This window comes from Achromobacter sp. ACM05, assembly GCF_019218915.1.
Classification (GTDB): Bacteria; Pseudomonadota; Gammaproteobacteria; order Burkholderiales; family Burkholderiaceae_B; genus Achromobacter; species Achromobacter animicus.
Map to the genome: position 1 here is coordinate 363,846 of NZ_JAHUWQ010000005.1, position 24,365 is coordinate 388,210.

A 24,365-nucleotide genomic window follows, 5' to 3' on the forward strand; every position below is an offset into this window, starting at 1 on the left:
GCGAGCGCGTCGGCGAACCCGGAATGGGCAAGGACATCTGGGACTGGCACGAGGCGCTCAGCGTCTACAGCGATCCGGGCTACGCCGAGAAAGGCCAACTCACAGTCACCTATCTGACCGACGCGCACCGCGCCTGCGCCGCGCGCATCTCGCAATGGATGAAGGACTGCGGCTTTGACGAGGTCGGCATCGATGCCGTCGGCAACGTGGTCGGGCGTTACCGTGCCGCGCAGCCCGGCGCACCGGTCCTCATGTCGGGCAGCCATTTCGACACGGTACGCAACGCCGGCAAGTACGACGGCCGGCTCGGCATCTTCGTGCCCATGGCCTGCGTGCGCGCGCTGCACCGCCAGAACCGCCGGCTGCCCTTCGACGTCGAGGTGATCGCCTTCGCCGAAGAAGAAGGCCAGCGCTATCGCGCGACGTTCCTGGGATCGGGCGCCCTGATCGGCGATTTCAAGCCTGAATGGCTGGACCAGAAGGACGCCGACGGCATCACCATGCGCGACGCCATGCTGCACGCGGGGCTGGACATCGACGGCATTGCCGGCCTGCGGTGCGATCCGGCCCGCTACCTGGGCTTTGTCGAGGTCCACATCGAACAAGGCCCCGTGCTGTACGAACTGGGGCTGCCGCTGGGCGTCGTCACGTCGATCAACGGCTGCGTGCGCTATCAAGTGCAGATCCTGGGCCTGGCCAGCCACGCGGGCACGACGCCCATGGACCGCCGGCGCGACGCCGCCGTGGCCGCCGCCGAACTGGCGCTGTTTGTCGAACGGCGCGCCGCCCGCGATGGCGACTCGGTCGGCACCGTGGGCATGTTTGAGGTGCCCAGCGGGTCGATCAACGTCGTGCCGGGCGAATGCCGATTCAGCCTGGATCTGCGCGCGCCCAGCGATACGCAGCGCGACGCGCTGGCGGAGGACGTGCTGGCCGAACTGGCCGCCATCTGCCAGCGGCGCGGCCTGCGTTACGCGCTGGAGGAAACCATGCGCGCCTCCGCCGCGCCCAGCGATCCGCGTTGGCAGCAGCGCTGGGAACGCGCGGTCGACGCGCTGGGCGTACCCGTGCACCGCATGCCCAGCGGCGCGGGCCACGACGCCATGAAACTGCACGAGGTCATGCCGCAAGCCATGCTGTTCGTGCGCGGCCAGAACAACGGCATCAGCCACAACCCCAACGAATCCACCACCAGCGACGACATCGAACTTGCCGCGCAGGCCATGCTGAGCCTGCTCGATGCGCTGGCCAACGAAACCTCGACATAACGCCATGACCGATTACGCCCGACTCGACGCCTGGGTTGACGCCCATTTCGACGAACAAGTCCGCTTCCTGCAGGAACTGGTGCGCGTGCCCACCGACACGCCGCCCGGCAACAACGCGCCGCACGCGGTGCGCACCGCGGAACTGCTGCAGGGCTTTGGCCTTGAGGCCGAAGCGCATCCCGTGCCTGCGCAGGCCGTGCAGGACTACGGCATGCAGTCCATCACCAACCTCATCGTGCGGCGCGAATACGGCCGCGACGGCCTGCGCATCGCGCTCAACGCCCACGGCGACGTGGTGCCGCCCGGAGACGGCTGGACGCACGATCCTTATGGCGCCGAGATCGACAACGGCAGCCTGTACGGCCGCGCCGCCGCGGTCAGCAAGAGCGACTTCGCCAGCTTCACGTTCGCCGTGCGGGCGCTGGAAGCCATCGCCAAGCCGACCCGCGGCGCGGTGGAATTGCACTTCACGTATGACGAGGAATTCGGCGGCCTGCTGGGTCCCGGCTGGCTGCTCGCACAGGGGCTGACGCGCCCCGACCTCTTGATCGCGGCGGGCTTCAGCTATGAAGTCGTCACCGCGCACAATGGCTGCCTGCAGATGGAGGTAACGGTGCACGGCAAGATGGCCCACGCCGCCATTCCCAGCAGCGGCGTCGACGCCCTGCAGGGCGCCGTCGCGCTGCTCAATGCCTTGTATGCGCAGAACGCGCAGTACCGCAAGATCACGTCGCAGGTGCCGGGCATTTCGCATCCGTACCTGAACGTGGGGCGGATCGAAGGCGGCACCAACACGAACGTGGTGCCGGGCAAGGTCAGCTTCAAGCTGGACCGCCGCATGATTCCCGAAGAAAACGCCGTCGAGGTCGAGGCCGGCATCCGGCGCATCATCGAGGAAACCGCAGCGTCATGTCCCGGCATCCGCGTGGACATCAAGCGGCTGTTGCTGGCCAATTCGATGCGCCCGCTGCCGGGCGCGCAGCCGCTGGTGCAGGCCATCCAGCAACACGGCGAGGCCGTGTTCGGCGAACCCATTCCGGCGATGGGCACGCCGCTGTACACCGACGTGCGCTTATACGCCGAGGCCGGCATCCCCGGCGTGATCTACGGCGCAGGTCCGCGCACGGTGCTGGAATCGCACGCCAAGCGGAGCGACGAACGTGTCGTTCTGGAAGACCTGCGACGCGCGACGAAGGTCATCGCGCGTACGCTGGCGGATCTGCTGCAACCGGGCACGGGTGTCTGACACCCTGTTCTACGCCAGCCGCATCACCCGGCGCCAGAACAGCACCGCCACCAGGACGAACACGGCCAGGCCCAGATAGGACGCCATGCCGGCGAAGTCTTCACCAACGATCGCCAGCGGCGCCTCGGACCCCGCTGCCCCGATGATCGCGGCCATCAGCACACCCACCAGGCTCTCACCCACGATCAGCCCGGAAGCGAGCAGCACGCCGCGGCGGTTGGCCGCTTCGGCGTAGCTCTCATAGGGCTGGCCGGCGGCGGCAGCGCGGCGGCGCAGCGCGCCTTCCAGCAGCCACGCCAGCAGCGCGCCCGCCACGATGGGCGCGGCCACGGTCGGCGGCAGGTAGATGCCGATGCCCACCGCCAGCACGGGGATGCGCGCAACCTTGCACGTGCGCTTCAGAATTTCATCCACCACGATCAGGGCCACGCCGACGGCCATGCCGATCAGGATCATGGTCCAGTTGAGCTGGTGGGTGAAGATGCCGCGCGTGATCGCCAGCATCAGCGTGGCCTGCGGCGCCGACAGCGCCTGCGACGGGTCCATGCCCTCGCGCGGCATCGCGTCCGCGAAACCATACGCGTTGTACAGCAGCTCCAGCACCGGCGAGATCACCGCGGCGCCCACCACGCAGCCGATCAGCAGCGCAACCTGCTGGCGCCACGGCGTTGCGCCCACCAGCCAGCCGGTCTTCAGGTCCTGCAGGTTGTCGTTCGAAATGGACGCCACCGCCACCACGGCCGACGTGCTGAAGATCGCCAGCGCGATCGCCATCTGCACGCCATTTTCCAGCGCCATCAGATCGCCGCCCACGCCCAGCATCAGCACCGACACCAGCACGATGGCGACGATGCCCACGCCGGAGATCGGGCTGGTCGACGAACCCACCAGGCCCGCCATGTAGCCGCAGGCGGCCGCCACCAGAAAACCGAACACAAATGCGAACAGCACCGCGTAGGCCACCAGCTTCCAGATGCCGCCCGCCGACAGCGGCGTGCCGGACAGAAACACCTGGAACGTGAAGACCAGGATCGCCACCAGCACCAGCGTCACCGCCGAGATCCAGCCGGCCGACAGGTCACGCTCGGTGCGCGGCGCGGCCCCGGCGCGTGCGGCGCCCTCCTTGGTCAGCGCCGAAAACGACGCTTTCACGCCGCGCGCCATCGGCACGAACAGCGTCGCCAACGTCCAGATCGCGCCCACGGCGATCACGCCCGCGCCAATGAAGCGTACCTGCGAGGACCACAAGCCCGTGGCGTACGAGGCCAACGTCGCGCCGGCGGGCATGTCGCCCATGGCGGTCAGGATGGGCACCGCGATGCCCCACGCAATCACCAGGCCCGTCAGCATCGCCAGCCCGGCAACGATGCCGATCAGATAGCCCGCGCCCAGCAGCGCCAGCGAAAAGCCCATCGGCAGGCGGAACACCGCGCCGCCCAATGCAAACCAGCCGCTCACGCTGTCGCCCAGGACCCGCAGGCCGTTGGCCGCAAAGCTGACCACGGCCGCCGCGATGCCGCCGGCGACGATGTCGCCCATGCCCGTGGCGGCGGGTTTGGCCGAGGCGCCCGCGGCGTCCTGCGGCTCGTCCTGCGCGCGCTCGGCGCTGCCGACGCGCAGAATCTCGGCCGCCGCCACGCCCTCGGGATACGGCAGGTTGCTCTGCACCACCATCACGTGACGCAACGGAATCGTGAACATCACGCCCAGCATGCCGCCGGCCGCGCATATGCCCAGCGTCTGCCAGAACGGAAAACCCTGCCAGTGGCCCATCATGACCAGCGCCGGCAGGATGAAGATGATGGCCGACAGCGTGCCGGCCGCCGAAGCCTGCGTCTGCACCATGTTGTTTTCAAGGATGTTGGCGTCCTTGAACATGCGAAGGACGGACATCGAGATGACCGCCGCCGGGATGGCGGACGAAAACGTCAGGCCCACCTTCAGCCCCAGGAACACGTTCGAGGCGGTAAAGATGACGGTGATCAGCGCGCCGAGCAGGACGCCGCGGAACGTCAGCTCCGGCAGCGTGACCTCCGGCGGAACGCGGATGGGCTCAGTCATGGGTTTCTCCCTATTGATAGCCGCGAATTCTAGCGCCTGGCCGTCCACACCGTGGTCACCAGCCGTAAGCACGATGCGGCGGTAGAACCTGCCGTGGCGCGGGACCCTGGCGAAAGATTATGCTGAAAGCGCAGGATTTGCCCGGGAATTTCGATGCCTCATGCCTGGCGCATGGGTCTAGGATGAGGATAAAAACAGGAGACGACTTACCATGCTCGACCCTCGCCAGCCTCTTTCCGCATCGGCCCGCCAAGACGACGCCGACCCCGCAGAAACCGCCGAATGGCGCGAAGCGCTGCAGTCCCTGCTGGAGGCGGACGGGGCCGATCGTGCCGGCTATGTGCTGGACAGCGTGCTGGGTCATGCCGCCTCGCTCGGCCTGCGCGCCAACAGCCAGACCCGCACCGCGTACCTGAACACCATTCCCGCCGACCAGGAACCGCCGTTTCCCGGCAATCTGGCCGTCGAAGAGCGCATCGCCCGCATCAACCGCTGGAACGCGCTGGCGATGGTGGTGCGCGCCAACCAGGCGCATGGCGAACTCGGCGGCCACATCGCCAGCTATGCATCTGCCGCCGACCTGTTCGAGGTCGGCTTCAACCATTTCTTCCGGGCGCGCTCGGACGGCAATCCCGGCGACATCGTCTACATGCAGCCGCACTCTGCGCCCGGCGTGTACGCGCGCGCCTTCCTGGAAGGCTTTCTGGGCGAAGATGACCTGGCGCACTTCCGCCAGGAAATCACGGCCACCACGCGCGGCCTGCGGGGCCTGTCGTCCTATCCCCACCCGTGGCTGATGCCCGACTTCTGGCAGTTCCCCACGGGTTCGATGGGTATCGGCCCCATCAACGCGATCTACCAGGCGCGCTTCATGCGCTACCTGGAGCACCGCTCCCTCGTGCCCGGCGCCGACCGCAAGGTGTGGGGCATTTTCGGCGACGGCGAAATGGACGAGCCCGAATCCATCGCCGCGCTCACGCTGGCCGCGCGCGAAAAGCTCGACAACCTGATCTTCGTCGTCAACTGCAACCTGCAGCGCCTGGACGGTCCCGTGCGTGGCAACGGCCGCATCATCGATGAGCTGGAAACCCTGTATGCGGGTGCCGGCTGGAACGTCATCAAGCTGGTCTGGGGCAGCGACTGGGACGCCCTGCTGCGCCGGGACACGGGCGGCGCGCTGGCCCGCGCCTTCGCCAACACCGTGGACGGCCAGTTCCAGACCTTCGCGGCCAACGACGGCGCCTTCAACCGCGCCCATTTCTTCAACCAGAATCCCGAACTGGCTGCACTGGTGGCAGACTGGTCGGACGAAGCCATCGACCGCCTGAGCCGGGGCGGCCACGACATGGTGAAGATCCACGCCGCTTACCACCGCGCCGCGCGCCATCGCGGCCAGCCCACCGTCATCCTCGCGCAGACCAAGAAGGGGTTTGGCATGGGGACGGCCGGCCAGGGCAAGATGACCACCCACCAGCAGAAGAAGCTGGACGACGAGGCGCTGCTCGCCTTCCGCGACCGCTTCGCCCTGCCGATTTCCGACGCCGACTGCCTGGCGCTCAAGTTCTACCGGCCCGCCGACGACAGCGCCGAGCTGCGCCACCTGCAGGCGCGCCGCGCCGCGCTGGGCGGCTACATTCCGCGCCGCAACGCCGAGGCCCCGCGGCTCGCGCCCCCGGACGCAGACCAATGGGCGCGTTTCGCCCTGGCCGCAGACGGCAAGGAGATGTCGTCCACGATGGCCATCGTGCGCATGCTCACCGCGCTGCTGAAAGACGCCACCGTGGGTCCGCGCATCGTGCCCATCGTTGCCGACGAAGCCCGCACCTTCGGCATGGCCAACCTGTTCCGGCAGATCGGCATCTATTCCGCGCAAGGTCAGCTCTATGAACCCGAGGACATCGGCTCGGTGCTGTACTACCGCGAGGCCCGCGACGGCCAGATCCTCGAAGAAGGCATCACCGAGGCCGGCGCGATCTCGTCATGGACCGCGGCCGGCACCAGCTATTCGGTCAACGGCCTGCCGATGCTGCCCTTCTATATCTATTACTCGATGTTCGGATTCCAGCGCATCGGGGACCTGATCTGGGCGGCCGCCGACCAGCGCACCCGGGGCTTCCTGATCGGCGCCACGTCGGGCCGCACGACGCTGGGCGGCGAGGGGCTGCAACACCAGGACGGCTCCAGCCACATCATGGCCGCCACCGTCCCCAACTGCCGCGCCTACGACCCGGCCTACGCCTACGAGGTCGCCGTCATCGTCGAACACGGCATGCGCCGCATGCTGGACGAGCAACGCGACGAATTCTTCTACCTGACGGTCACGAACGAGAACCTGGCGCAGCCCGGCATGCCCGAGGACCCGGCCACGCGCGAAGGCATCCTGCGCGGCCTGTACCGGCTGCGGCCCGCGCGCGGCAAGGCTCGGGTCCGCCTTCTGGCCGCCGGCCCCATGCTGCGCGAGGCCGAAATGGCCGCCACGCGCCTGCAGGATGAATTCGGCGTGGACGCCGAGGTCTGGAGCGTCACCAGCTTCTCGGAACTGGCCCGCAGCGGCCTCCAGGCCGAGCGCGCACGTGTGCTGGGCCTGGACGCGCCCGACGATCAGGACTGGGTGCGCACCTGCCTGGGCGGCAGCGACGCGCCCGTGATCGGCGCCAGCGATTACGTGCGCGCCGTACCCGAACAGATCCGCGCGTACGTGCCCGCGCCCTACCGCACGCTCGGCACCGACGGGTTCGGCCGCAGCGACACCCGGGCCCAGCTGCGCGATTTCTTCGAGGTCAGCGCGGACTGGATCGTGCTGTACGCCCTGGACAGCCTGGGCAGGCAGGACGACACGCGCGCACTGCGCGAATCCCTGAATGCCGGCAGCCGCCAGGCGCCGCCCTGGGAGGTCTGACTCTCGTCCGTCGAACCTCGACCATCGGACCGATGCAGCGCTGGTGTTTGCTTGATTAAAAGCTAACCAACGCGAACACTCGCTGCAGTGCAGCAACCAAGCACCCTCGCTTTCTGGTGAAATACGGGTGTTCCCCAAGCATTTCGCAAAGAATACGGCGGGCCGCGAGCCCGCCTTTTGTCATCCCGATTTTTCATCCCGTTTTTTTCCGTTAGCCCTTTCAGGCCCCGATCCCATGGACGAAACTCTCACCAAACTGGCGTTGGACTACCACGCCTATCCCACTCCCGGCAAAATCTCGGTCACCCCGACCAAGACCCTGGCCAACCAGGACGACCTGTCCCTGGCCTACTCCCCCGGCGTGGCTGCGGCTTGCATGGCCATTTTCGACCAGGGCGACGACGCCGCCTCCAAGTACACGTCGCGCGGCAACCTCGTGGGCGTGATCACCAACGGCACCGCCGTGCTGGGCCTGGGCAACATCGGCCCGCTGGCCGCCAAGCCCGTGATGGAAGGCAAGGGTTGCCTGTTCAAGAAATTCGCCGGCATCGACGTGTTCGACATCGAACTGGCCGAGAACGATCCGGACAAGCTGGTCGACATCATCGCGGCGCTGGAACCCACGCTGGGCGGCGTCAACCTTGAAGACATCAAGGCGCCCGAATGCTTCTACATCGAGAAGAAGCTGCGCGAGCGCATGAAGATCCCCGTCTTCCACGACGACCAGCACGGCACCGCCATCATCTCGTCGGCCGCCATCCTGAACGGCCTGAAGGTCGTGAACAAGGACATCGGCTCGGTCAAGCTGGCGTGCTCGGGCGCCGGCGCCGCCGCCATCGCCTGCCTGGACCTGCTGGTTCACCTGGGCATCAAGCGCGAAAACATCTTCGTGGTCGATTCGCGCGGCGTCATCTGGGACGGCCGCGACGAAAACATGGAAGCCAACAAGAAGCGCTACGCGCAAAAGACCGACGCGCGCACGCTCGCTGACGTGGTCAATGGCGCCGACGTGTTCCTGGGTTGCTCCACCGCCGGTGTGCTGACCGCCGACATGGTCAAGACCATGGCCGACCGTCCGCTGATCCTGGCCCTGGCCAACCCGGAACCCGAAATCCGCCCCGAAGTCGCCAAGGCCGCGCGCCCCGACTGCATCATCGCGACCGGCCGTTCGGACTACCCGAACCAGGTCAACAACGTCCTGTGCTTCCCCTTCATCTTCCGCGGCGCCATGGATGCCGGCGCCTCGCGCATCACCGAAGAAATGAAGCTGGCGTGCGTCAAGGCCATCGCCGATCTGGCGCAGGCCGAGCAGAACGATGAAGTGGCCCGCGCCTACGCCGGCCAGGAACTGTCGTTCGGCCCCGAGTACATCATCCCCAAGCCGTTCGATCCGCGCCTCATCGTGCAGATCGCCCCGGCCGTGGCACAAGCTGCCGCCGACTCCGGCGTCGCCGCTCGTCCCATCGAAGACATCGAAGCCTACCGCCAGAAGCTGATGGGCTTCGTGTACCACTCGGGCCAACTGATGCGCCCGCTGTTCGCCCAGGCCAAGAAGGCGCCCAAGCGCGTCATCTACGCCGACGGCGAAGACGAACGCGTCCTGCGCGCCGTGCAGACGGTCGCCGACGAAAAGCTGGCTTTCCCGATCCTGATCGGCCGTCCCGCCGTCATCGAGATGCGCATCCAGAAGGCCGGGCTGCGCCTCGTCGCCGGCCAGCACTTCGAGATCGTCGATCCCGAAGACGACAGCCGCTTCAACGAAACCTGGAACGCGTACTACCAGCTGAAGGGCCGTGAAGGCGTGACGCCGGCCATCGCCAAGGCGATGATCCGCAAGCACAACACGCTGATCGGCGCGATGCTGCTGCGCCGTGGCGACGCCGACGCGCTGCTGTGCGGCGTGGCCAGCAAGTACGACAACCAGCTCAAGTACATCGACGAAATCATCGGCAAGAAGGAAGGCCAGACGTACGCCGCCCTGAACGTGCTGATGCTGCCCGACCAGACGCTGTTCGTCACCGACACGCACGTCAACGAGAACCCGTCGGCCGACGAAGTCGCCAGCATCACCATCCAGGCCGCCGATGAAATGCTGCGTTTCGGCGTCGTGCCGAAGATCGCCCTGCTGTCGCACTCGAACTTCGGCAGCCGCGTCACGGAATCGTCGCGCAAGATGGCCGCCGCGCGCCAGATCGTGCAAGACCGCGCGCCCGATCTCGAAGTCGACGGCGAAATGCACGCTGATGCCGCCCTGTCCGAAAAAATCCGCGTCCTGGCCTATCCGGACAGCACGCTGAAGGGCCGCGCCAACCTGCTGGTCATGCCCAATCTGGACACGGGCAACATCACGTACAACATGCTGAAGATGACCGGCAGCAATGGCGTCGCGATGGGTCCGATCCTGCTGGGCGCCGCGCGTCCCGTGCACATCCTGACCACCAGCGCCACCGTGCGCCGCATCGTCAACATGACGGCGCTGGCCGTGGTGGACGCGCAGCAGGAAGCCGCTGAAGAAGCCAAGAAGCGCCGCCGCTGATCGCACCGTCTCGCTGCAGACACGCGGGCGCCCCTGAACGGGGCGCCCGTTTTATTTCGGGATGGTAAAACCTAGCTTGTCCTTTACCCTGGAGACGACATGCTGGCCGATGCAATGTATGCCTGGTTCCACTATCTGGCGATCTTCGTACTCGTGGTGGTCCTGACCGCCGAAGCCGTCCTGCTACGGCCTGACCTGACGCCGGCCGGCGTGAAGCGCCTGATCATCTACGACCGCCTCTACGGCGTGTCCGCAATCCTGGTCCTGGTCACCGGCGTGCTGCGGCTGACCTTGGGCGCCAAAGGCGCGGCGTTCTACATGGGCAACCCCTGGTTCCACGCCAAGGTCTCGCTCTTCGTCGTCATCGCGCTCTGTTCCATCCCGCCCACGCTCACGTTCCTGCGCTGGGCAAAGCAACGTCGCCAGCAGCCGGAGTTCGTCCCCGCCCTGCCCGAGATCAAGCGCGCCCGGCGCTGGGTGATGATCGCCTCGCACCTGTTCATCTTCCTGCCGCTCTTCGCGGTGCTGATGGCGCGCGGCATCGGCTATTGACGCATCCGGCGGCTGACGCGCCCGCTCAGGGGCAGCGCGCCCGGGCCGGGCGCTCCGGCTCCTTGCCGTCAATGATGAAGGTATCGAAGCGGATCACGCCCGCCGCTTCGTTATCCACGATGTCCACGACCTCGCCTTGCAGCGTCTGCAAGACGGACTTGCCCTCGGGCACATCCTCATGGCCGGCGCGCTTGGCAGCCTGCCCGTTCCACGGCGAGAAAACCAGCACACCGGGATACGGTTCGCGCTCGCCCGCGGCCTTGCGCCGCGCAGTCTTGAATTGCGTGCCGGCGGGGTAGGTCAACCCGCCGAACGGGGTGCTACAGGCGAGCTCCGCATCCGTGACCCGCAGCACTTCGCGCGACGCATCCAGATAAAGGCTCGGCCGGCTCAGGTAAAGCCCGAACACCTGCACGGCAGTCGTGCCATTCACGCTCACCCGCCAACGGTCCGGGTCGCGCGAACCATCGGTATAGACGGTGCCGTCAGACCCTCGCAGCACAGCCCCCGGCGCGATCTCCAGGTCTGCGGCCCGGTTGCCGTCCGCCAGCACACATTGTTCAAACGCCTTCAAGGCGCCATCGGGCATCACGTCGAACTCGATGTCCTGCGTGGCATCGCAACGCCAGCCCTGCACGTCCTGCACACCGGCGCCGCGCAGAATGACCGATCGCGGATGCCTGCCCAGCAGCGCATACGTGTCCTTCTCGTATTCGGCATCGAGATAACGCCGCACGAACGTCGCGTTCACACCCAGCATGGACACCGCCTGCGGAAAGCTGGCCTCGACGTAGGTGTCGAGTTTTCCTTCGTCCTGCAGTTTCAACCGCGTACCGGCAGGCATCGTGACACCGCTCACTGTCGCGGCCTGCTGCAACGTCACATTGCGTGCCGCTTCGCCGCGTTCGATCTCCCGCTCGATCTGCCACATCATGGCCTGGAACCACGCATAAAAGCCGAATGGCACCAACAGTGCCACGCACAGCAACGCCGACGTCTTCCAGTATTTGCGAACCGTGCGCCGCGCGCCGCGGCTGACCGCCAGAACCAGCCCCCATCCCAGCAGCAATAGCCCTGCAAAGAAGCCGGCGGTGAGCAAGATGAAAAAACTGGCGCTGGGAAGTGCTATCGGAATCATGGCGGGGATGCTATCCGCAAAATTACTCTGTGGCGAATTATCAGAATTTTATTAAAGACACCACTTCTCAGACCGAATGTAATGACCCCTGTCGACGGAAACACACCCTGAACCGCTGAAAAACACCGTCGGCAAATCGTTTTTCAGCCCTTTTTGACAGACATCAAATCATGAAATCCAAGGTGTTCATTGCGCTGGCCATCAGCGCCTTCGCTTCCACTTCGCAACTGGCGTTCGCCGCCGACGGCACAATCAACTTCACCGGCGCAATCTCCGCCAACACGTGCACCATCGACGGCAACGGCAGCGGCAACAAGAATTTCAACGTGCTCATGCCCTCGGTCGGCGTCGACGCCCTGACCACGGCAGGCCAAACGGCCGGTACCACGCCTTTCACCATCCGACTGACGGCATGCACCCCGGACACGGGCACGGTCCACACCCTTTTCGAACCCGGCTCCAACGGCAATGCCGCAACCGGCAATCTGACAATCGGCGCGGGTGGCGCAAACAACGTTGAAATCCGCCTTCTGAATGGCGACGCAACGCCCATCAACGTCACAGTGGCCGACGAAGCCCAGAACTCCAAAGCCGTTTCCCTGAGCAGCGGCGAGGCCTCGCTCAATTACCTGGCCCAGTATTTCGCACTCGGTCAGGCCAGCGCCGGCCACGTAACCGCCACCGCCAAATACACCATCATTTACCAATAAGCCGCCAGGCTTGGCCTCTGCAATGCCTTGAAGCCGCCCGGATCAGTAGTCAAGACCCACCGTTATAGTCCGAGGAATCCGATGAACCCATTCAACGTAGTCATTGCCGCCACCGCGTTGGCAGGCTGTATTTCCGCCGCAGCGCCGGCCACCGCATCCGTCGTCATTGGCGGCACTCGCATCATCTACGAGGCCGGGCAGGCGGAAGTCAACGTCAAGCTCAAGAACGAGGGCAGCCAGCCCGCCCTCACCCAGGCCTGGATCGACAAGGGCGACGCCAAGGCGGCGCCGGGATCCATCCAGGTGCCGTTTATCGTGACCCCGCCCGTCACCCGGATCGACCAGGGCAAGGGCCAGACCCTGCGCCTGATGCACACGGGCGAACCGATGGTCCAGGACAAAGAGTCCGTATTCTGGCTCAACGTGCTGGAAATTCCGCCCAAGGACAAAGCCGACCAGAACCTGCTGCAGATGGCATTCCGCTCGCGGATCAAGCTGTTCTACCGGCCCGCAGGGCTCAAAGGCAAGGCCGAGGACGCGCCCTCGCAAGTCAGCTGGCGCCTGGTCAAGTCCGGCAACCGCAACGCCATCGAAGCCAACAATCCCACGCCGTATCACGTCACCTTCATCGAGGTAAACGTGGCAAGCAACGGCAAGCGCGCAAAGTTCACCGACGGGGACATGCTTGCCCCGGGCGAAAAAAAGATCCTTCCCCTTGTGGGCGACGTGGTCCAGGGCGCAAATGCCGAAGTCACGTACCGCTTCCTGAATGACCATGGCGGCGCGGTCAAAGGCGCCCGGTCCGTCAGCGCCACCTAGCACGACACAAGCATTACCGGCCCGGATCGACCGGCCGGCTGTCTGCTCACCAATCCCATTCCCGACGCCAGCAACGCGGCACGATCGGCCGGCATCAGCCTGCCGGCAGCGCCGCGCCTGATCACGCCCCTGCCCATCATGGAACGTCTTGCCACCACGCCGCATTTCGCGCTCGCCGCGATCACGCTAAGCCTGCTCAGCGCAACTGCCTGGGCCGCAGGCAGCACCGAGCTCGCCGCCATGGAAGCGGACGTGGAGTTCAACGATGCCTTTTTGGGCGGCGCGAACGTGGACGTCAGCCAGTTCTCGCGCTCAAACAGCGCAATCCCGGGCACCTACCGCCTCGACGTGCTGGTGAACGACCGCTGGCTGGGTCGTTCTGACGTGCGTATCGATAAATCGTCTTCCGCAAACGCGCCGCTTCAGGCGTGCTTCGACCAGGCGCTCGTGGAGCTGGTGGGCATCGATCTTGCCAAGGTTGACGCCGCGGGCGCCGGACGGTTGTCGGGCGACCAATGTGTCGCGCTGACCGACCTGGTGAAGGAAGCGCGCGCGGAGTTCGATGCGGGCGAGCAGCGGCTGAACGTGACGGTGCCGCAGGCGTCGCTGGTCCGGCAGGGCCGCGGTTTTGTGGACCCCAAACATTGGGACGAAGGGGTGCCCGCCGCGCTTCTGAATTACAACGCCAACTTCTACACCTCTCGCGCCGATGGCAAGGCTTCGACCCAGAGTTTTGCGGGCCTGAACGCCGGCGCGAACGTCGGCCCCTGGCGCCTGCGTCACACCGGCAACGCGACCAAGGACAGCAAGCGCGGCCTGCAGTATCAAAGCGTGCAGACGAATCTGCAGCGCAACATCACCGGCATGAAAAGCCAGCTGGTCATCGGCGACGCGTTCACGGACGGGTCCACTTTCGACAGCGTCGGGTTCCGCGGCGTACAGATGTCCAGCGACGATCGCATGTATCCCGAATCGCAGCGCGGCTTTGCGCCTACCCTGCGCGGCATCGCCAACACCAACGCGCGCGTCCAGGTCCGCCAGAACGGCAACATCATTTACGAAACCACCGTGGCCCCCGGCCCGTTCATCATCGACGACCTGTATGCCACCGGATACGGCGGCGACCTGGAAATGGTGGTCAACGAAGCCGACGGCCGTGTCCTGGTCTCCCGGGTTCCTTTCTCCGGCGCCGTGAATTCCTTGCGCCCGGGCGTGACCCGATACAGCGTGACCGCGGGCCAATACCGCACGCCGCAGACGGCCGATCGGCCGTTGATGGCGCAAGCGACCGTGCAGCATGGCATCAACAATCTCGTGACCGCCTACGGCGGCCTGACCGCGGCCCAAGGCTACGGCGCCGTATTGGGCGGCGCCGCGTTGAACACGGACTTCGGCGCGTTTGGGCTGGACATCACGCAGGCTGCCACGCGCCTGCCCAAAGAAAAGAACCGCAATGGACAAAGCGTCAAACTGAGCTACTCCAAATTTCTGGAGCCCACCAGCACCAGCCTCACCCTGGGCGCCTATCGCTATTCCAGCCGCGGCTACCTCAGCATGGCCGACGCCATGGAACTGCGATCCCGGCAGGAGCACGGGCAAGGCGCGGGCCAATATGGAACGCAGCGCGGCCGCCTGCAGGCGACCATCAACCAGAAACTGCCGCAGGGTTATGGGTCCGTCCATTTCACCGGATCGACGCAGGATTACTGGGACAAACCCGGCCGCGACACCCAGCTCCAGGCCGGTTACAGCAACAGCTACAAGAACGTGAACTACAGCGTGTCGGCGACGCGTCAGCTCAACGTGGGCACGCAGAAGTGGGACAACCAGGTCATGCTCAACGTGGGCATTCCGCTGGGCCGCAACCAGAACCCGGTCTACGCCTCGACCAGCATGCAGAAGGGATCGGACGGTTCGAGCAGCATCCAGCAGTCGGTGGCAGGAGCCCTCGGCGCCGGCAACGCGTTCAACTATGGCGTGAGCGCCGGGCGCGCCATGTCGTCAAATGGTCCAGCCAACACCAACATCGCGGCCAACGCCTCGTACCGCACGCCGGTGGCCGCCGTGTCGGCCAACGCCAGCACCAGCTCGAACTACACGCAATACGGCGCGGGCCTTTCCGGCGGCGTCGTGGCGTATGGCGGCGGCGTCGTCATGACCCCGAACTCCGGCGAAACCATCGCAATCGTCGAGGCGAAAGACGCTGCCGGCGCCCGGGTGCTGACCAGCAGCGGGGTGCGCCTGGATTCCAAGGGCCGCGGCGTCGTGTCGACATTGACGCCCTACGCCAGAAACAGCATCGAACTCGACCCCAAGGGCCTGCCGCTGAACGTCGAACTCAAGGCGACCGAACAACATGTGGCCCCCACCGCTGGCGCGGTGGTTCGGCTGAGCTTCGAAACCGAAAGCACTGGAAGCGCGGCGCTGCTGACGGTTGCCACGCGCAGCGGCGAACCCCTTCCCTTCGGCGCTGACGTGCGGGATGCAGAGGGCAACAGCGTGGGTGTCGTGGCACAGGGCGGCCGCATTCTCGCGCGCGGACTGAAGAACAAACAAGGCGTCCTGACCGTGAAATGGGGCGCGAACGATGGCGAAACCTGCACGTTCGGTTATGCCCTCCCCGAGCAGCGTTCCAAGGCCGAATCGCTGCCTCAGGCAACCGGCCTGCTCTGCGAAGAGACGGCGCCCCGCCTGATCGCCAAAAACTGACGACGAGAACATTGATGAAAAAGACCATCCTGCTTGCCGGGGCCACGCTGATCGCCTTGCTGGGTTCCACCACCTCGTGGGCCGCCTCGACCTGCACCCAGACGATAAGCGCGGTTTCCGTGAATACGCCGCCGCACATCACAGTACCTCGGGACGCGGCCGTTGGCACGGCCCTCACCGACTGGCTGACGACCGATTCCACTGCCGACTGGTTCAAGTGCAACGTTTCCGGAGGGGCCACCACGGGCACGGGTATGCGCGCCCTGATTCCCAGCGCAGGACAGACGAAGGTGGTTGACGGAGTTACCTACGAGGTCCATGCGACGGGCGTCGACGGCCTCGGCATCATCATCGGCGCCCGGAGCTTCATCAACGGCTGCAGTTGGTCGGCATTCCAAGCCCTCAGCCGGAACTGGAGAACAAGGGCATGCAACATGCAAGGCGCCGTCACCAACGGCGGACAGCTACGCGCGATGTTCGTTAAGACCGGGCCGGTTGCCACTGGCATTGTTTCGCCGATAACCATTGCATCCACCGCATCGTTCTCGAATGAAGTCGGCAGTGCTCTCACCCAGAATCCCGGACTCGAGATCAATTTCGTCACCATGGCGGTGTTGCTGTTCTCGCAGGCATGCACCACGCCCGACGTTTCCGTGCTTCTCGGATCCCCCAAAGCATCGGTCTTCAAGGGCAAGGGGACATCCAGTGAGCCGGTTCCATTCGATATTTCGTTGAATGGCTGCCCGGCGGGAATGAGCGCCATCCACTACCAGATCGACGCCGTCACGCCCGTCCTGGACGCCGCAAACGCGGTCATCGGGCTGGACGCGGCCTCATCCGCGACGGGCGTTGGCATCCAGTTGCTGGACGGAGACGGAAATCCGGCAGTGCTGGGCACCAAGGTGCCGTTTACCGGCTACAACAGCGCATCGGGCGGCAGCTTCAAGATCCCCTTGCGCGCGAAATACCGTCAAACCGGCGACAAGGTCACGCCCGGTTCGGCTAATTCGGCAGTGACTTTCACGATGAACTATCTGTAGCTGCCAACGCAAGGCGCCAAAGAAAAACGCCAGTCGGCGCTGAGCTGACTGGCGTTTTGCCGGAAGGCGTCGCCCTCCGGAGGGGCGTAGCGAATTAACGCTTGTCCATCGGGGGCACGTCGCGCGTGACCGAACCGGTGAACAGCTGGCGCGGACGGCCGATCTTGTAGTCGGGATCCGACAGCATTTCGTTCCACTGGGCGATCCAGCCCACCGTGCGGGCCAGCGCGAAGATGGCCGTGAACAGCGAGGTCGGGATGCCGATGGCGCGCTGGACGATACCCGAGTAGAAGTCCACGTTCGGGTACAGCTTGCGCTGGACGAAGTACGGATCCGACAGGGCGATGCGTTCCAGTTCCATGGCCAGCTTGAACAGCGGGTCGTTTTCCAGGCCCAGGGCCGAGAGCACTTCCTTGCAGGTTTCCTGCATCAGCTTGGCGCGCGGGTCGTAGTTCTTGTAGACGCGGTGGCCAAAGCCCATCAGGCGCACGCCCGAGTTCTTGTCCTTGACCTTCTCCATGAACTCGCCGACCTTGTCGATGCCGCCGTTGGCTTGCAGTTCTTCGAGCATCTGCAGGCAAGCTTCGTTGGCGCCGCCGTGAGCCGGGCCCCACAGGCAAGCCACGCCAGCCGAGATCGCGGCGAACGGGTTGGTGCCCGACGAACCGCACAGGCGCACGGTCGAGGTGGAGGCGTTTTGCTCGTGATCGGCGTGCAGGATGAAGATGCGGTCCAGCGCACGCTCGACGACTTCATTGACCTTGTAGTCTTCGCACGGCGTGGCGAACATCATGCGCAGGAAGTTGCCCGTGTAGGACAGGTCGTTCTGCGGGTAGATGAACGGTTGGCCTTGCGAATACTTGTACGCCATCGCAACCAGCGTCGGCATCTTGGCGATCAGGCGGATGGCCGAGATGTGGCGATGCTGCGGGTTCGTGATGTCGGTGGAGTCGTGGTAGAACGCAGACAGCGCGCCGACCAGACCCGTCAGGACGGCCATCGGGTGGGCGTCGCGGCGGAAACCACGCAGGAAGAAATGCAGCTGCTCGTTGACCATCGTGTGATGGGTCACTTGCGAGTCGAAATCGGCCTTTTGCTCCTGGTTCGGCAGTTCGCCGTTCAGGATCAGGTAGCAGATGTCCATGAAGTCGCAGTTCACGGCCAGCTGTTCGATCGGGTAGCCGCGGTACAGCAGTTCGCCCTTGTCGCCGTCGATGTACGTGATGCCCGATTCGCAGGCAGCCGTCGACATGAAGCCGGGGTCAAACGTGAACATGCCCGTCTGGCCGTAAAGCTTGCGGATGTCGATCACATCCGGACCGACCGTGCCCTTGTAGACAGGGAACTCAATGGGTGCGCTGCCATCCGAGAAGGACAGAGTGGCTTTTTTGTCAGACAGGTTCATGTTTATTCCTCTCAATTAATCAGAGCGCGCGCATCTGGCCAATAATGCCTCGAAGCCTGGGCGTATCCAGCTCGCCTTCGAGGTCCTTACGGGCCAGCAGCAGATCGAGAAGATCGTTGTCTCCCATCTCGAACAGCTGGGTCAATGCGGCCACGTCATCATCGGTAAGTTCAGCCTCGTGGGCATCCAGATACCGGGTGATGATCAAGTCGTTTTCGAGCAGGCCGCGGCGCGCCCGCCAACGCAGTCGCGCCCGCTCCAGTTCAGTCAGCCTGCTCATTCGTACACCTCAAATACACAAAAACTAGACCGTGCGGCGGACCATCAGTTCCTTGATCTTGCCGATCGCCTTGGTCGGGTTCAGTCCCTTGGGACAGACGTCGACGCAGTTCATGATCGTGTGGCAACGGAACAGGCGGTACGGATCTTCCAGGTTGTCCAGACGCTCGCCGGTGGCTTCGTCGCGGCTGTCGGCGATGAAGCGGTAGGCTTGCAGCAGGCCGGCCGGGCCGACGAACTTGTCCGGATTCCACCAGAACGACGGGCAGGAAGTGGAACAGCACGCGCACAGGATGCACTCGTACAGACCGTCCAGCTCTTCGCGCGCCTCGGGCGACTGCAGGCGCTCTTTTTCGGGCGGCGGCGTGTCGTTGATGAGGTACGGGCGGATCGAGTGGTACTGGTTGAAGAAGTGCGTCATGTCCACGATCAGGTCGCGGATGACCGGCAGACCGGGCAGCGGACGCAGCACGATCGGTTCCTTCAGTTCGCGCAGGTTCGTCGTGCAGGCCAGACCGTTCTTGCCGTTGATGTTCATGGCGTCGGAACCGCACACGCCTTCACGGCACGAGCGGCGCAGGGCCAGGCTGTCATCGACGTCGTTCTTGATGCGCACCAGCGCATCGAGCAGCATCTTGTCGGTGGGCTGGAGTTCGACGTCCAGCTTCTGCATGTAGGGACGCTCGTCCTTGTCCGGATCGTAGCGGTAGATTTCGAACTTGACGATTCTCTTGGTGCTCATAGTAGGCTCAATCCGGACTTAGAAGGTACGCGCCTTGGGCGGGAAGGATTCGACCGTCAGCGGCTTCATCTGAACAGGCTTGTAATCCAGGCGGCTGCCTTCGGAGTACCACAGCGTGTGCTTCAGCCAGTTCTCGTCGTCGCGCGTCGGGTGATCGTCCAGCGCGTGTGCGCCGCGGCTTTCGGTGCGGGCGGCGGCCGACTTGATCGTGGCGCGTGCCACTTCGGTCATATTCGCCAGTTCCAGCGCCTCGACGCGGGCGGTGTTGAACACCTTGGACTTGTCCTTGAAGTAGATGCTGTCGGCTTGCTTGGCCAGGTCTTCGATCTGGGTCACGCCTTCGTTCAGCAGGTCCAGCGTGCGGAACACGCCGCAGTGGCGCTGCATCGAGAAGCGGATGGCGTTACCGATGTCTTGCGTTTTTTCGCCGGACGTACGCGATTCCAGCTTGTTGATGCGGTCCAGCGAGAACTCGACGGCCTGTTGCGGCAGGTCCTGGTGCGCGCGCTGGCGCTCCGGATGCGAGTTCACGATGTGGTTGCCGGTGGCGCGGCCGAACACGATCAGGTCGAGCAGCGAGTTCGTGCCCAGGCGGTTTGCGCCGTGGACCGACACCGCGGCGCATTCGCCGATGGCGTACAGGCCGTTGACGATCTTGTTCTCGCCGTTTTCGCGCGTCAGCACCTGGCCGTGGTAGTTGGCCGGAATGCCGCCCATCTGGTAGTGGATGGTCGGAACGACGGGGATCGGTTCCTTGATCGGGTCCACGTTGCCGAACTTGATGGCGATTTCGCGGATCGAGGGCAGGCGCTTGTTGATGACGTCGGCGCCCAGGTGGTCGAGCTTGAGCACGACGTAGCTGCCGTCCGGACCGCAACCGCGGCCTTCCTTGATTTCCTGGTCCATCGAGCGCGACACGAAGTCACGCGGCGCCAGATCCTTCAGCGTGGGGGCATAACGCTCCATGAAGCGCTCGCCATCCTTGTTCAAGAGAATGCCGCCTTCGCCGCGCACGCCTTCCGTGATCAGCACGCCCGCGCCGGCCACGCCGGTCGGGTGGAACTGCCAGAATTCCATGTCCTGCAGCGGGATGCCGGCACGGGCAGCCATGCCCAGGCCGTCGCCGGTGTTGATGAACGCGTTCGTGGAAGCGGCCCAGATGCGGCCCGCGCCGCCGGTGGCCAGCACCGTGGTCTTGGCTTCCAGGATGTAGATTTCGCCCGTTTCCATTTCGAGGGCGGTCACGCCCACGACGTCGCCGGCTTCGTTGCGCAGCAGATCCAGCGCCATCCATTCGACGAAGAACTGGGTGCGCGCGGCAACGTTGCGCTGGTACAGGGTGTGCAGCAGGGCGTGGCCGGTACGGTCGGCAGCAGCACAGGCGCGCTGGACCGGCTTTTCGCCGAAGTTGGCGGTGTGGCCGCCGAACGGACGCTGGTAGATCGTGCCGTCGGGGTTGCGGTCGAACGGCATGCCGAAGTGCTCGAGCTCGTACACGGCGTTCGGTGCTTCACGGCACATGAATTCGATGGCGTCCTGGTCGCCCAGCCAGTCCGAACCCTTGACGGTGTCGTACATGTGCCAGTACCAGTTGTCTTCGCTCATGTTGCCCAGCGAGGCGCTCACGCCGCCTTGCGCGGCCACGGTGTGCGAACGCGTGGGGAACACTTTGGAGAGCACCGCAACGGACAGGCCCGCTTGGGACAGTTGCAGCGAACAACGCATGCCGGCTCCGCCGGCGCCCACGACCACCACATCAAACTGGCGGCGCGGCAGGGATTTCAGGACAGAGACCACGGCTTAAATGCTCCAGAGGATTTGCGCGAAGTAAACGACCGAACCGACCAGCCAGAGGATCGTCAGCACTTGCATCAGCAGGCGCACGCCCACCGACTTGACGTAGTCCATCCAGATGTCGCGCACGCCAATCCAGGCATGCCAGGCCAGCGCAATGAATGCGAGGGTGGCCAGGATCTGGCCAACCGGAAGAACGCCCACGTAGAAATTGAACAGCGCGGTCCAGTGTTCGTACGTGAAGGCCGGCATCATCAGGATGCCGATGAGCAGCACCAGCGTGTACACGGCCATGATGACGGCGGTGATGCGCTGGATGATGAAATCCATGACGCCATAGTGCGCGCCGACGACCAGGCGCTTGGGTCCGTAGTTTTTAGCGGCGGCCATTTACAGCACTCCGAACAGTTTGAGAGCGAACACCAGGGTCAGCGCGAGGCTGACGCCGAACACCACGCCGGCGCTCTTCTTGGAGGACTGCTTGTCGATGCCGATGTGCAGATCCAGGAGCAGGTACCGGATGCCCGCACAGAAGTGATGCAGGTAGCCCCAGACGAGGACGAGGAAAACGAGCTTGACGATCGGGTTGCCGGCGTACGCGGCCACGGCGGCGAACGTCTGCGGTGCGGCCACGCTGGCCGCGAAGAGCGGCAGAATGACCAAGGGAAGACAGAGGAACAACAACGCGCCGCTTACGCGGTGCAGAATGGACAGCTTGCCGGCCAGGGGCAGGCGGTAACTGGCAATTTGCGCAATACCAATATTGCGAAACTGCGGACGTGGCTTGGCAGCGGTGTCGGACATGACGGCCTCGGTGTTTCGGAACTAGGGAATCGTTACGGCTAAATCGCCGCGGCCCTTGCGGGCAAACGCGGTATTTTCGCCCAGAGACGGGTTGGTATCAAATCGTAGGTAAAAAGCTCATCAATTCAGACTATTGCGGTAGTGGTATCGATCGGTCAAGTACACCCCCCGGCGGATTTCCATGGGGCGGTCACCGTATGTGTAAGACACCCGGTCTACCTGCAACAACGGCGTGCCGGCGGCAACATTAAGCAGCGTACAGACTTCGGCCGGCGCGGCGACCGCGCGCAGCTTCTCGTCCGCGCGCACCATGCTGACGCCGAACTCGGATTCAAAAAGGCCATAGAGCGGCGCCTTGTTGGCGGTCAGCAGCTCAAGGGTGAGACCACGGAATATGGAACCGGGGAGCCAGATGTCGTCCAGCACGGTCGGTGTCTGCCCCATGGACAGCAGGCGGCGGATCATGACGACGGTCTCGCCGGCGCGCAGGTCCAGTGCGCGCGCGATTTCGGCGGGCGCGCGGGTGCGGCGGCATTCCAGGATGCGGCTTTCGGCGCGGCCGGCCTCGCCCTCTTCGTCGGGGGCCAGGCGCAGGAAACGGTAGCGCACGCGGGCTTCGTGGTGGGTGGCGACAAAAGTGCCCTTGCCCTGGCGGCGCAGCAGCATGTGCTCGGCGGCCAGCTCATCGACCGCCTTGCGCACCGTGCCCTGGCTCACCTGAAAACGGGCGGCCAGATCGATTTCGCTGGGGATGAGCTCGCCGGGCTTCCATTCGCCGCGTTCGAGGCTTTGGACAAGCAGATCCTTGATCTGGCGGTAGAGCGGACTGAAAGCGGCTCCCTCGCCCGTTGGACGGGCGGCGCGATTGCGTAAGGAGGTTTCGGGCCTAGGCTCTGCCATGGATCTTCTTGAAAGTGTCATGTTTATCCGGATGAATGAGAAGGCAGCACCAAGGGATGCGGACTCATCCGTATGCGCTGCTGCCGCCGGCCTTATGGCTTGATACAGGCGCGCGGCCCAGTGGGCCGCGGCGCATTCGAATAAACGCTCTATTGTGGCATATCGGGAGGCGAGCTGTCCAACGTCTTATGTCTTATATAAGATAGAAGATCAATTGACGCTTACGTTAATTCGATCTAGGATTCAAAGCTGTCCGCGCGACGCGCAGCGCCCCTGGCGGCCGCTTGTTACCGCGCCCAACGATTACACTGATTGGTGAGATTTTTTTCTCGCCAAACCATTACGGAGAACGTCCATGTCCAAGCCTGCCTTGCGTGTCGCCGTCACCGGCGCCGCCGGCCAAATCGGTTACGCACTGCTATTCCGCATCGCCTCGGGCGAAATGCTGGGTAAAGATCAACCCGTCATCCTGCAACTGCTGGAAATCCCCGACGAGAAAGCGCAAAAGGCCCTGAAGGGCGTCATCATGGAACTGGATGACTGCGCCTTCCCGCTGCTGCAGGAAGTCACCGCGCACAGCGACCCGCGCACCGCCTTCAAGGACGCCGACGTGGCCCTGCTGGTTGGCGCCCGTCCGCGCGGCCCGGGCATGGAACGCAAGGACCTGCTGTCCGTCAACGCACAGATCTTCACGGCTCAGGGCAAGGCCCTGAACGACGTCGCCAGCCGCAACGTCAAGGTCCTGGTCGTCGGCAACCCTGCCAACACCAATGCCTACATCGCCATGAAGTCGGCGCCGGACCTGCCCGCCAAGAACTTCACCGCCATGCTGCGCCTGGACCACAACCGCGCCCTGTCGCAACTGGCCGCCAAGTCTGGCAAGGCCGTCGCCGACATCGAAAAGCTGGTCGTGTGGGGCAACCACTCGCCCACGATGTACCCCGACTTCCGCTTCGCCACCGTCGGCGGCGAATCGCTGTCCAAGCTGATCAACGACGACGCCTGGAACCGCGACACGTTCATCCCCACGGTGGGCAAGCGCGGCGCCGCCATCATCGAAGCCCGTGGCCTGTCCTCGGCCGCTTCGGCCGCCAACGCCGCCATCGACCACGTCCGTGACTGGGTCCTGGGCAGCAACGGCAAGTGGGTCACGATGGGCATCCCGTCGGACGGCTCCTACGGCATCCCCGAAGGCATCATCTACGGCGTGCCGGTCACGACCGAAAACGGCGAATACAAGCGCGTCGAAGGCCTGGAAATCGACGCCTTCTCGCGTGAGCGCCTGGACTTCACGCTGAAAGAGCTCCTCGAAGAGCGCGACGGCGTCAAGGACCTGCTGAAGTAAGCAGCGCGCAGTAAAAGGATTGGGCCCGTTCATGCGGGCCCAATCCTTAAGCGGGACCGCATTGCGCGCGGCACCTGAAGTGCCGCACCGCAGTGCCGCATTCAATACCGCAGTACCG

Annotated in this window: 18 protein-coding genes and 1 pseudogene; 10 read left to right on the forward strand and 9 right to left on the reverse strand. The window is 64.7% G+C overall.

The genetic code is table 11. From position 1 onward, the window contains the following. Positions 1-14: 14 nt before the first annotated feature. Positions 15-1,268 (forward strand): annotated as a pseudogene (locus tag KW836_RS26375) (hydantoinase/carbamoylase family amidase); the annotation flags it as partial. A gap of 4 nt (positions 1,269-1,272) precedes the next feature. After that, positions 1,273-2,514: a M20/M25/M40 family metallo-hydrolase gene (locus KW836_RS26380; RefSeq protein WP_218345185.1), complete on the forward strand. Its 1,242-nt coding sequence runs from the start codon at positions 1,273-1,275 to the stop codon at positions 2,512-2,514. Positions 2,515-2,523: 9 nt separating this feature from the next. Here KW836_RS26380 and KW836_RS26385 read toward each other — a convergent pair whose 3' ends face one another. Beyond that, positions 2,524-4,575: an OPT family oligopeptide transporter gene (locus tag KW836_RS26385; protein ID WP_218345186.1), complete on the reverse strand. Its 2,052-nt coding sequence runs from the start codon at positions 4,573-4,575 to the stop codon at positions 2,524-2,526. A 211-nt stretch (positions 4,576-4,786) separates the two neighbouring features. On the opposite strand from KW836_RS26385, the gene mdeB reads away from it, so the two are divergent. The 3 genes from mdeB (at position 4,787) to KW836_RS26400 (ending at position 10,562) form a co-directional block, all read left to right on the forward strand. Then, the gene (gene mdeB / locus KW836_RS26390; RefSeq protein ID WP_218345187.1) at positions 4,787-7,474 is read left to right on the forward strand and encodes an alpha-ketoglutarate dehydrogenase; all 2,688 of its coding nucleotides are present in this window, start codon (positions 4,787-4,789) and stop codon (positions 7,472-7,474) included. Between the two features lie 235 nt (positions 7,475-7,709). Further along, a complete protein-coding gene (locus tag KW836_RS26395) occupies positions 7,710-10,010 on the forward strand; it encodes an NADP-dependent malic enzyme (RefSeq protein WP_175122888.1) in 2,301 nt (766 codons plus the stop codon). Between the two features lie 99 nt (positions 10,011-10,109). Further along, the gene (locus tag KW836_RS26400) at positions 10,110-10,562 is read left to right on the forward strand and encodes a DUF2214 family protein (protein WP_218345188.1); all 453 of its coding nucleotides are present in this window, start codon (positions 10,110-10,112) and stop codon (positions 10,560-10,562) included. A gap of 25 nt (positions 10,563-10,587) precedes the next feature. Here KW836_RS26400 and KW836_RS26405 read toward each other — a convergent pair whose 3' ends face one another. Next, the gene (locus tag KW836_RS26405) at positions 10,588-11,700 is read right to left on the reverse strand and encodes a hypothetical protein (protein ID WP_218345189.1); all 1,113 of its coding nucleotides are present in this window, start codon (positions 11,698-11,700) and stop codon (positions 10,588-10,590) included. 170 nt (positions 11,701-11,870) lie between these two features. On the opposite strand from KW836_RS26405, the gene KW836_RS26410 reads away from it, so the two are divergent. The 4 genes from KW836_RS26410 (at position 11,871) to KW836_RS26425 (ending at position 16,978) form a co-directional block, all read left to right on the forward strand. Then, a complete protein-coding gene (locus KW836_RS26410) occupies positions 11,871-12,410 on the forward strand; it encodes a fimbrial protein (RefSeq protein ID WP_175122891.1) in 540 nt (179 codons plus the stop codon). 81 nt (positions 12,411-12,491) lie between these two features. Beyond that, a complete protein-coding gene (locus tag KW836_RS26415) occupies positions 12,492-13,229 on the forward strand; it encodes a fimbria/pilus periplasmic chaperone (RefSeq protein WP_218345190.1) in 738 nt (245 codons plus the stop codon). Between the two features lie 138 nt (positions 13,230-13,367). Further along, entirely contained in the window at positions 13,368-15,938 is a 2,571-nt protein-coding gene (locus KW836_RS26420) for a fimbria/pilus outer membrane usher protein (RefSeq protein ID WP_218345191.1), read from the forward strand. Positions 15,939-15,952: 14 nt separating this feature from the next. Beyond that, entirely contained in the window at positions 15,953-16,978 is a 1,026-nt protein-coding gene (locus KW836_RS26425; RefSeq protein ID WP_218345192.1) for a fimbrial protein, read from the forward strand. Between the two features lie 94 nt (positions 16,979-17,072). Here KW836_RS26425 and KW836_RS26430 read toward each other — a convergent pair whose 3' ends face one another. From KW836_RS26430 to KW836_RS26460, 7 genes are all read right to left on the reverse strand, one after another. Beyond that, positions 17,073-18,383 (reverse strand): citrate synthase, encoded by a 1,311-nt coding sequence (locus tag KW836_RS26430; RefSeq protein ID WP_006218129.1) that lies wholly within the window; start codon positions 18,381-18,383, stop codon positions 17,073-17,075. Positions 18,384-18,402: 19 nt separating this feature from the next. After that, positions 18,403-18,663, reverse strand: a complete 261-nt coding sequence (locus KW836_RS26435) for a succinate dehydrogenase assembly factor 2 (protein ID WP_218345193.1) — start codon at positions 18,661-18,663, stop codon at positions 18,403-18,405. 24 nt (positions 18,664-18,687) lie between these two features. Then, complete coding sequence (locus KW836_RS26440; RefSeq protein WP_056322095.1) at positions 18,688-19,404, reverse strand: succinate dehydrogenase iron-sulfur subunit; 717 nt, start codon at positions 19,402-19,404, stop codon at positions 18,688-18,690. A gap of 18 nt (positions 19,405-19,422) precedes the next feature. Next, complete coding sequence (gene sdhA / locus KW836_RS26445; protein ID WP_175122896.1) at positions 19,423-21,201, reverse strand: succinate dehydrogenase flavoprotein subunit; 1,779 nt, start codon at positions 21,199-21,201, stop codon at positions 19,423-19,425. 3 nt (positions 21,202-21,204) lie between these two features. After that, positions 21,205-21,588: a succinate dehydrogenase, hydrophobic membrane anchor protein gene (gene sdhD, locus KW836_RS26450; RefSeq protein WP_008161843.1), complete on the reverse strand. Its 384-nt coding sequence runs from the start codon at positions 21,586-21,588 to the stop codon at positions 21,205-21,207. Further along, positions 21,589-22,002, reverse strand: a complete 414-nt coding sequence (gene sdhC / locus KW836_RS26455; RefSeq protein WP_063952703.1) for a succinate dehydrogenase, cytochrome b556 subunit — start codon at positions 22,000-22,002, stop codon at positions 21,589-21,591. Positions 22,003-22,122: 120 nt separating this feature from the next. Then, a complete protein-coding gene (locus tag KW836_RS26460) occupies positions 22,123-22,902 on the reverse strand; it encodes a GntR family transcriptional regulator (RefSeq protein WP_218345194.1) in 780 nt (259 codons plus the stop codon). A 355-nt stretch (positions 22,903-23,257) separates the two neighbouring features. Here KW836_RS26460 and KW836_RS26465 point away from each other — a divergent pair, with 355 nt between their 5' ends. Further along, the gene (locus KW836_RS26465) at positions 23,258-24,247 is read left to right on the forward strand and encodes a malate dehydrogenase (protein WP_054429535.1); all 990 of its coding nucleotides are present in this window, start codon (positions 23,258-23,260) and stop codon (positions 24,245-24,247) included. Positions 24,248-24,365: the final 118 nt, after the last annotated feature.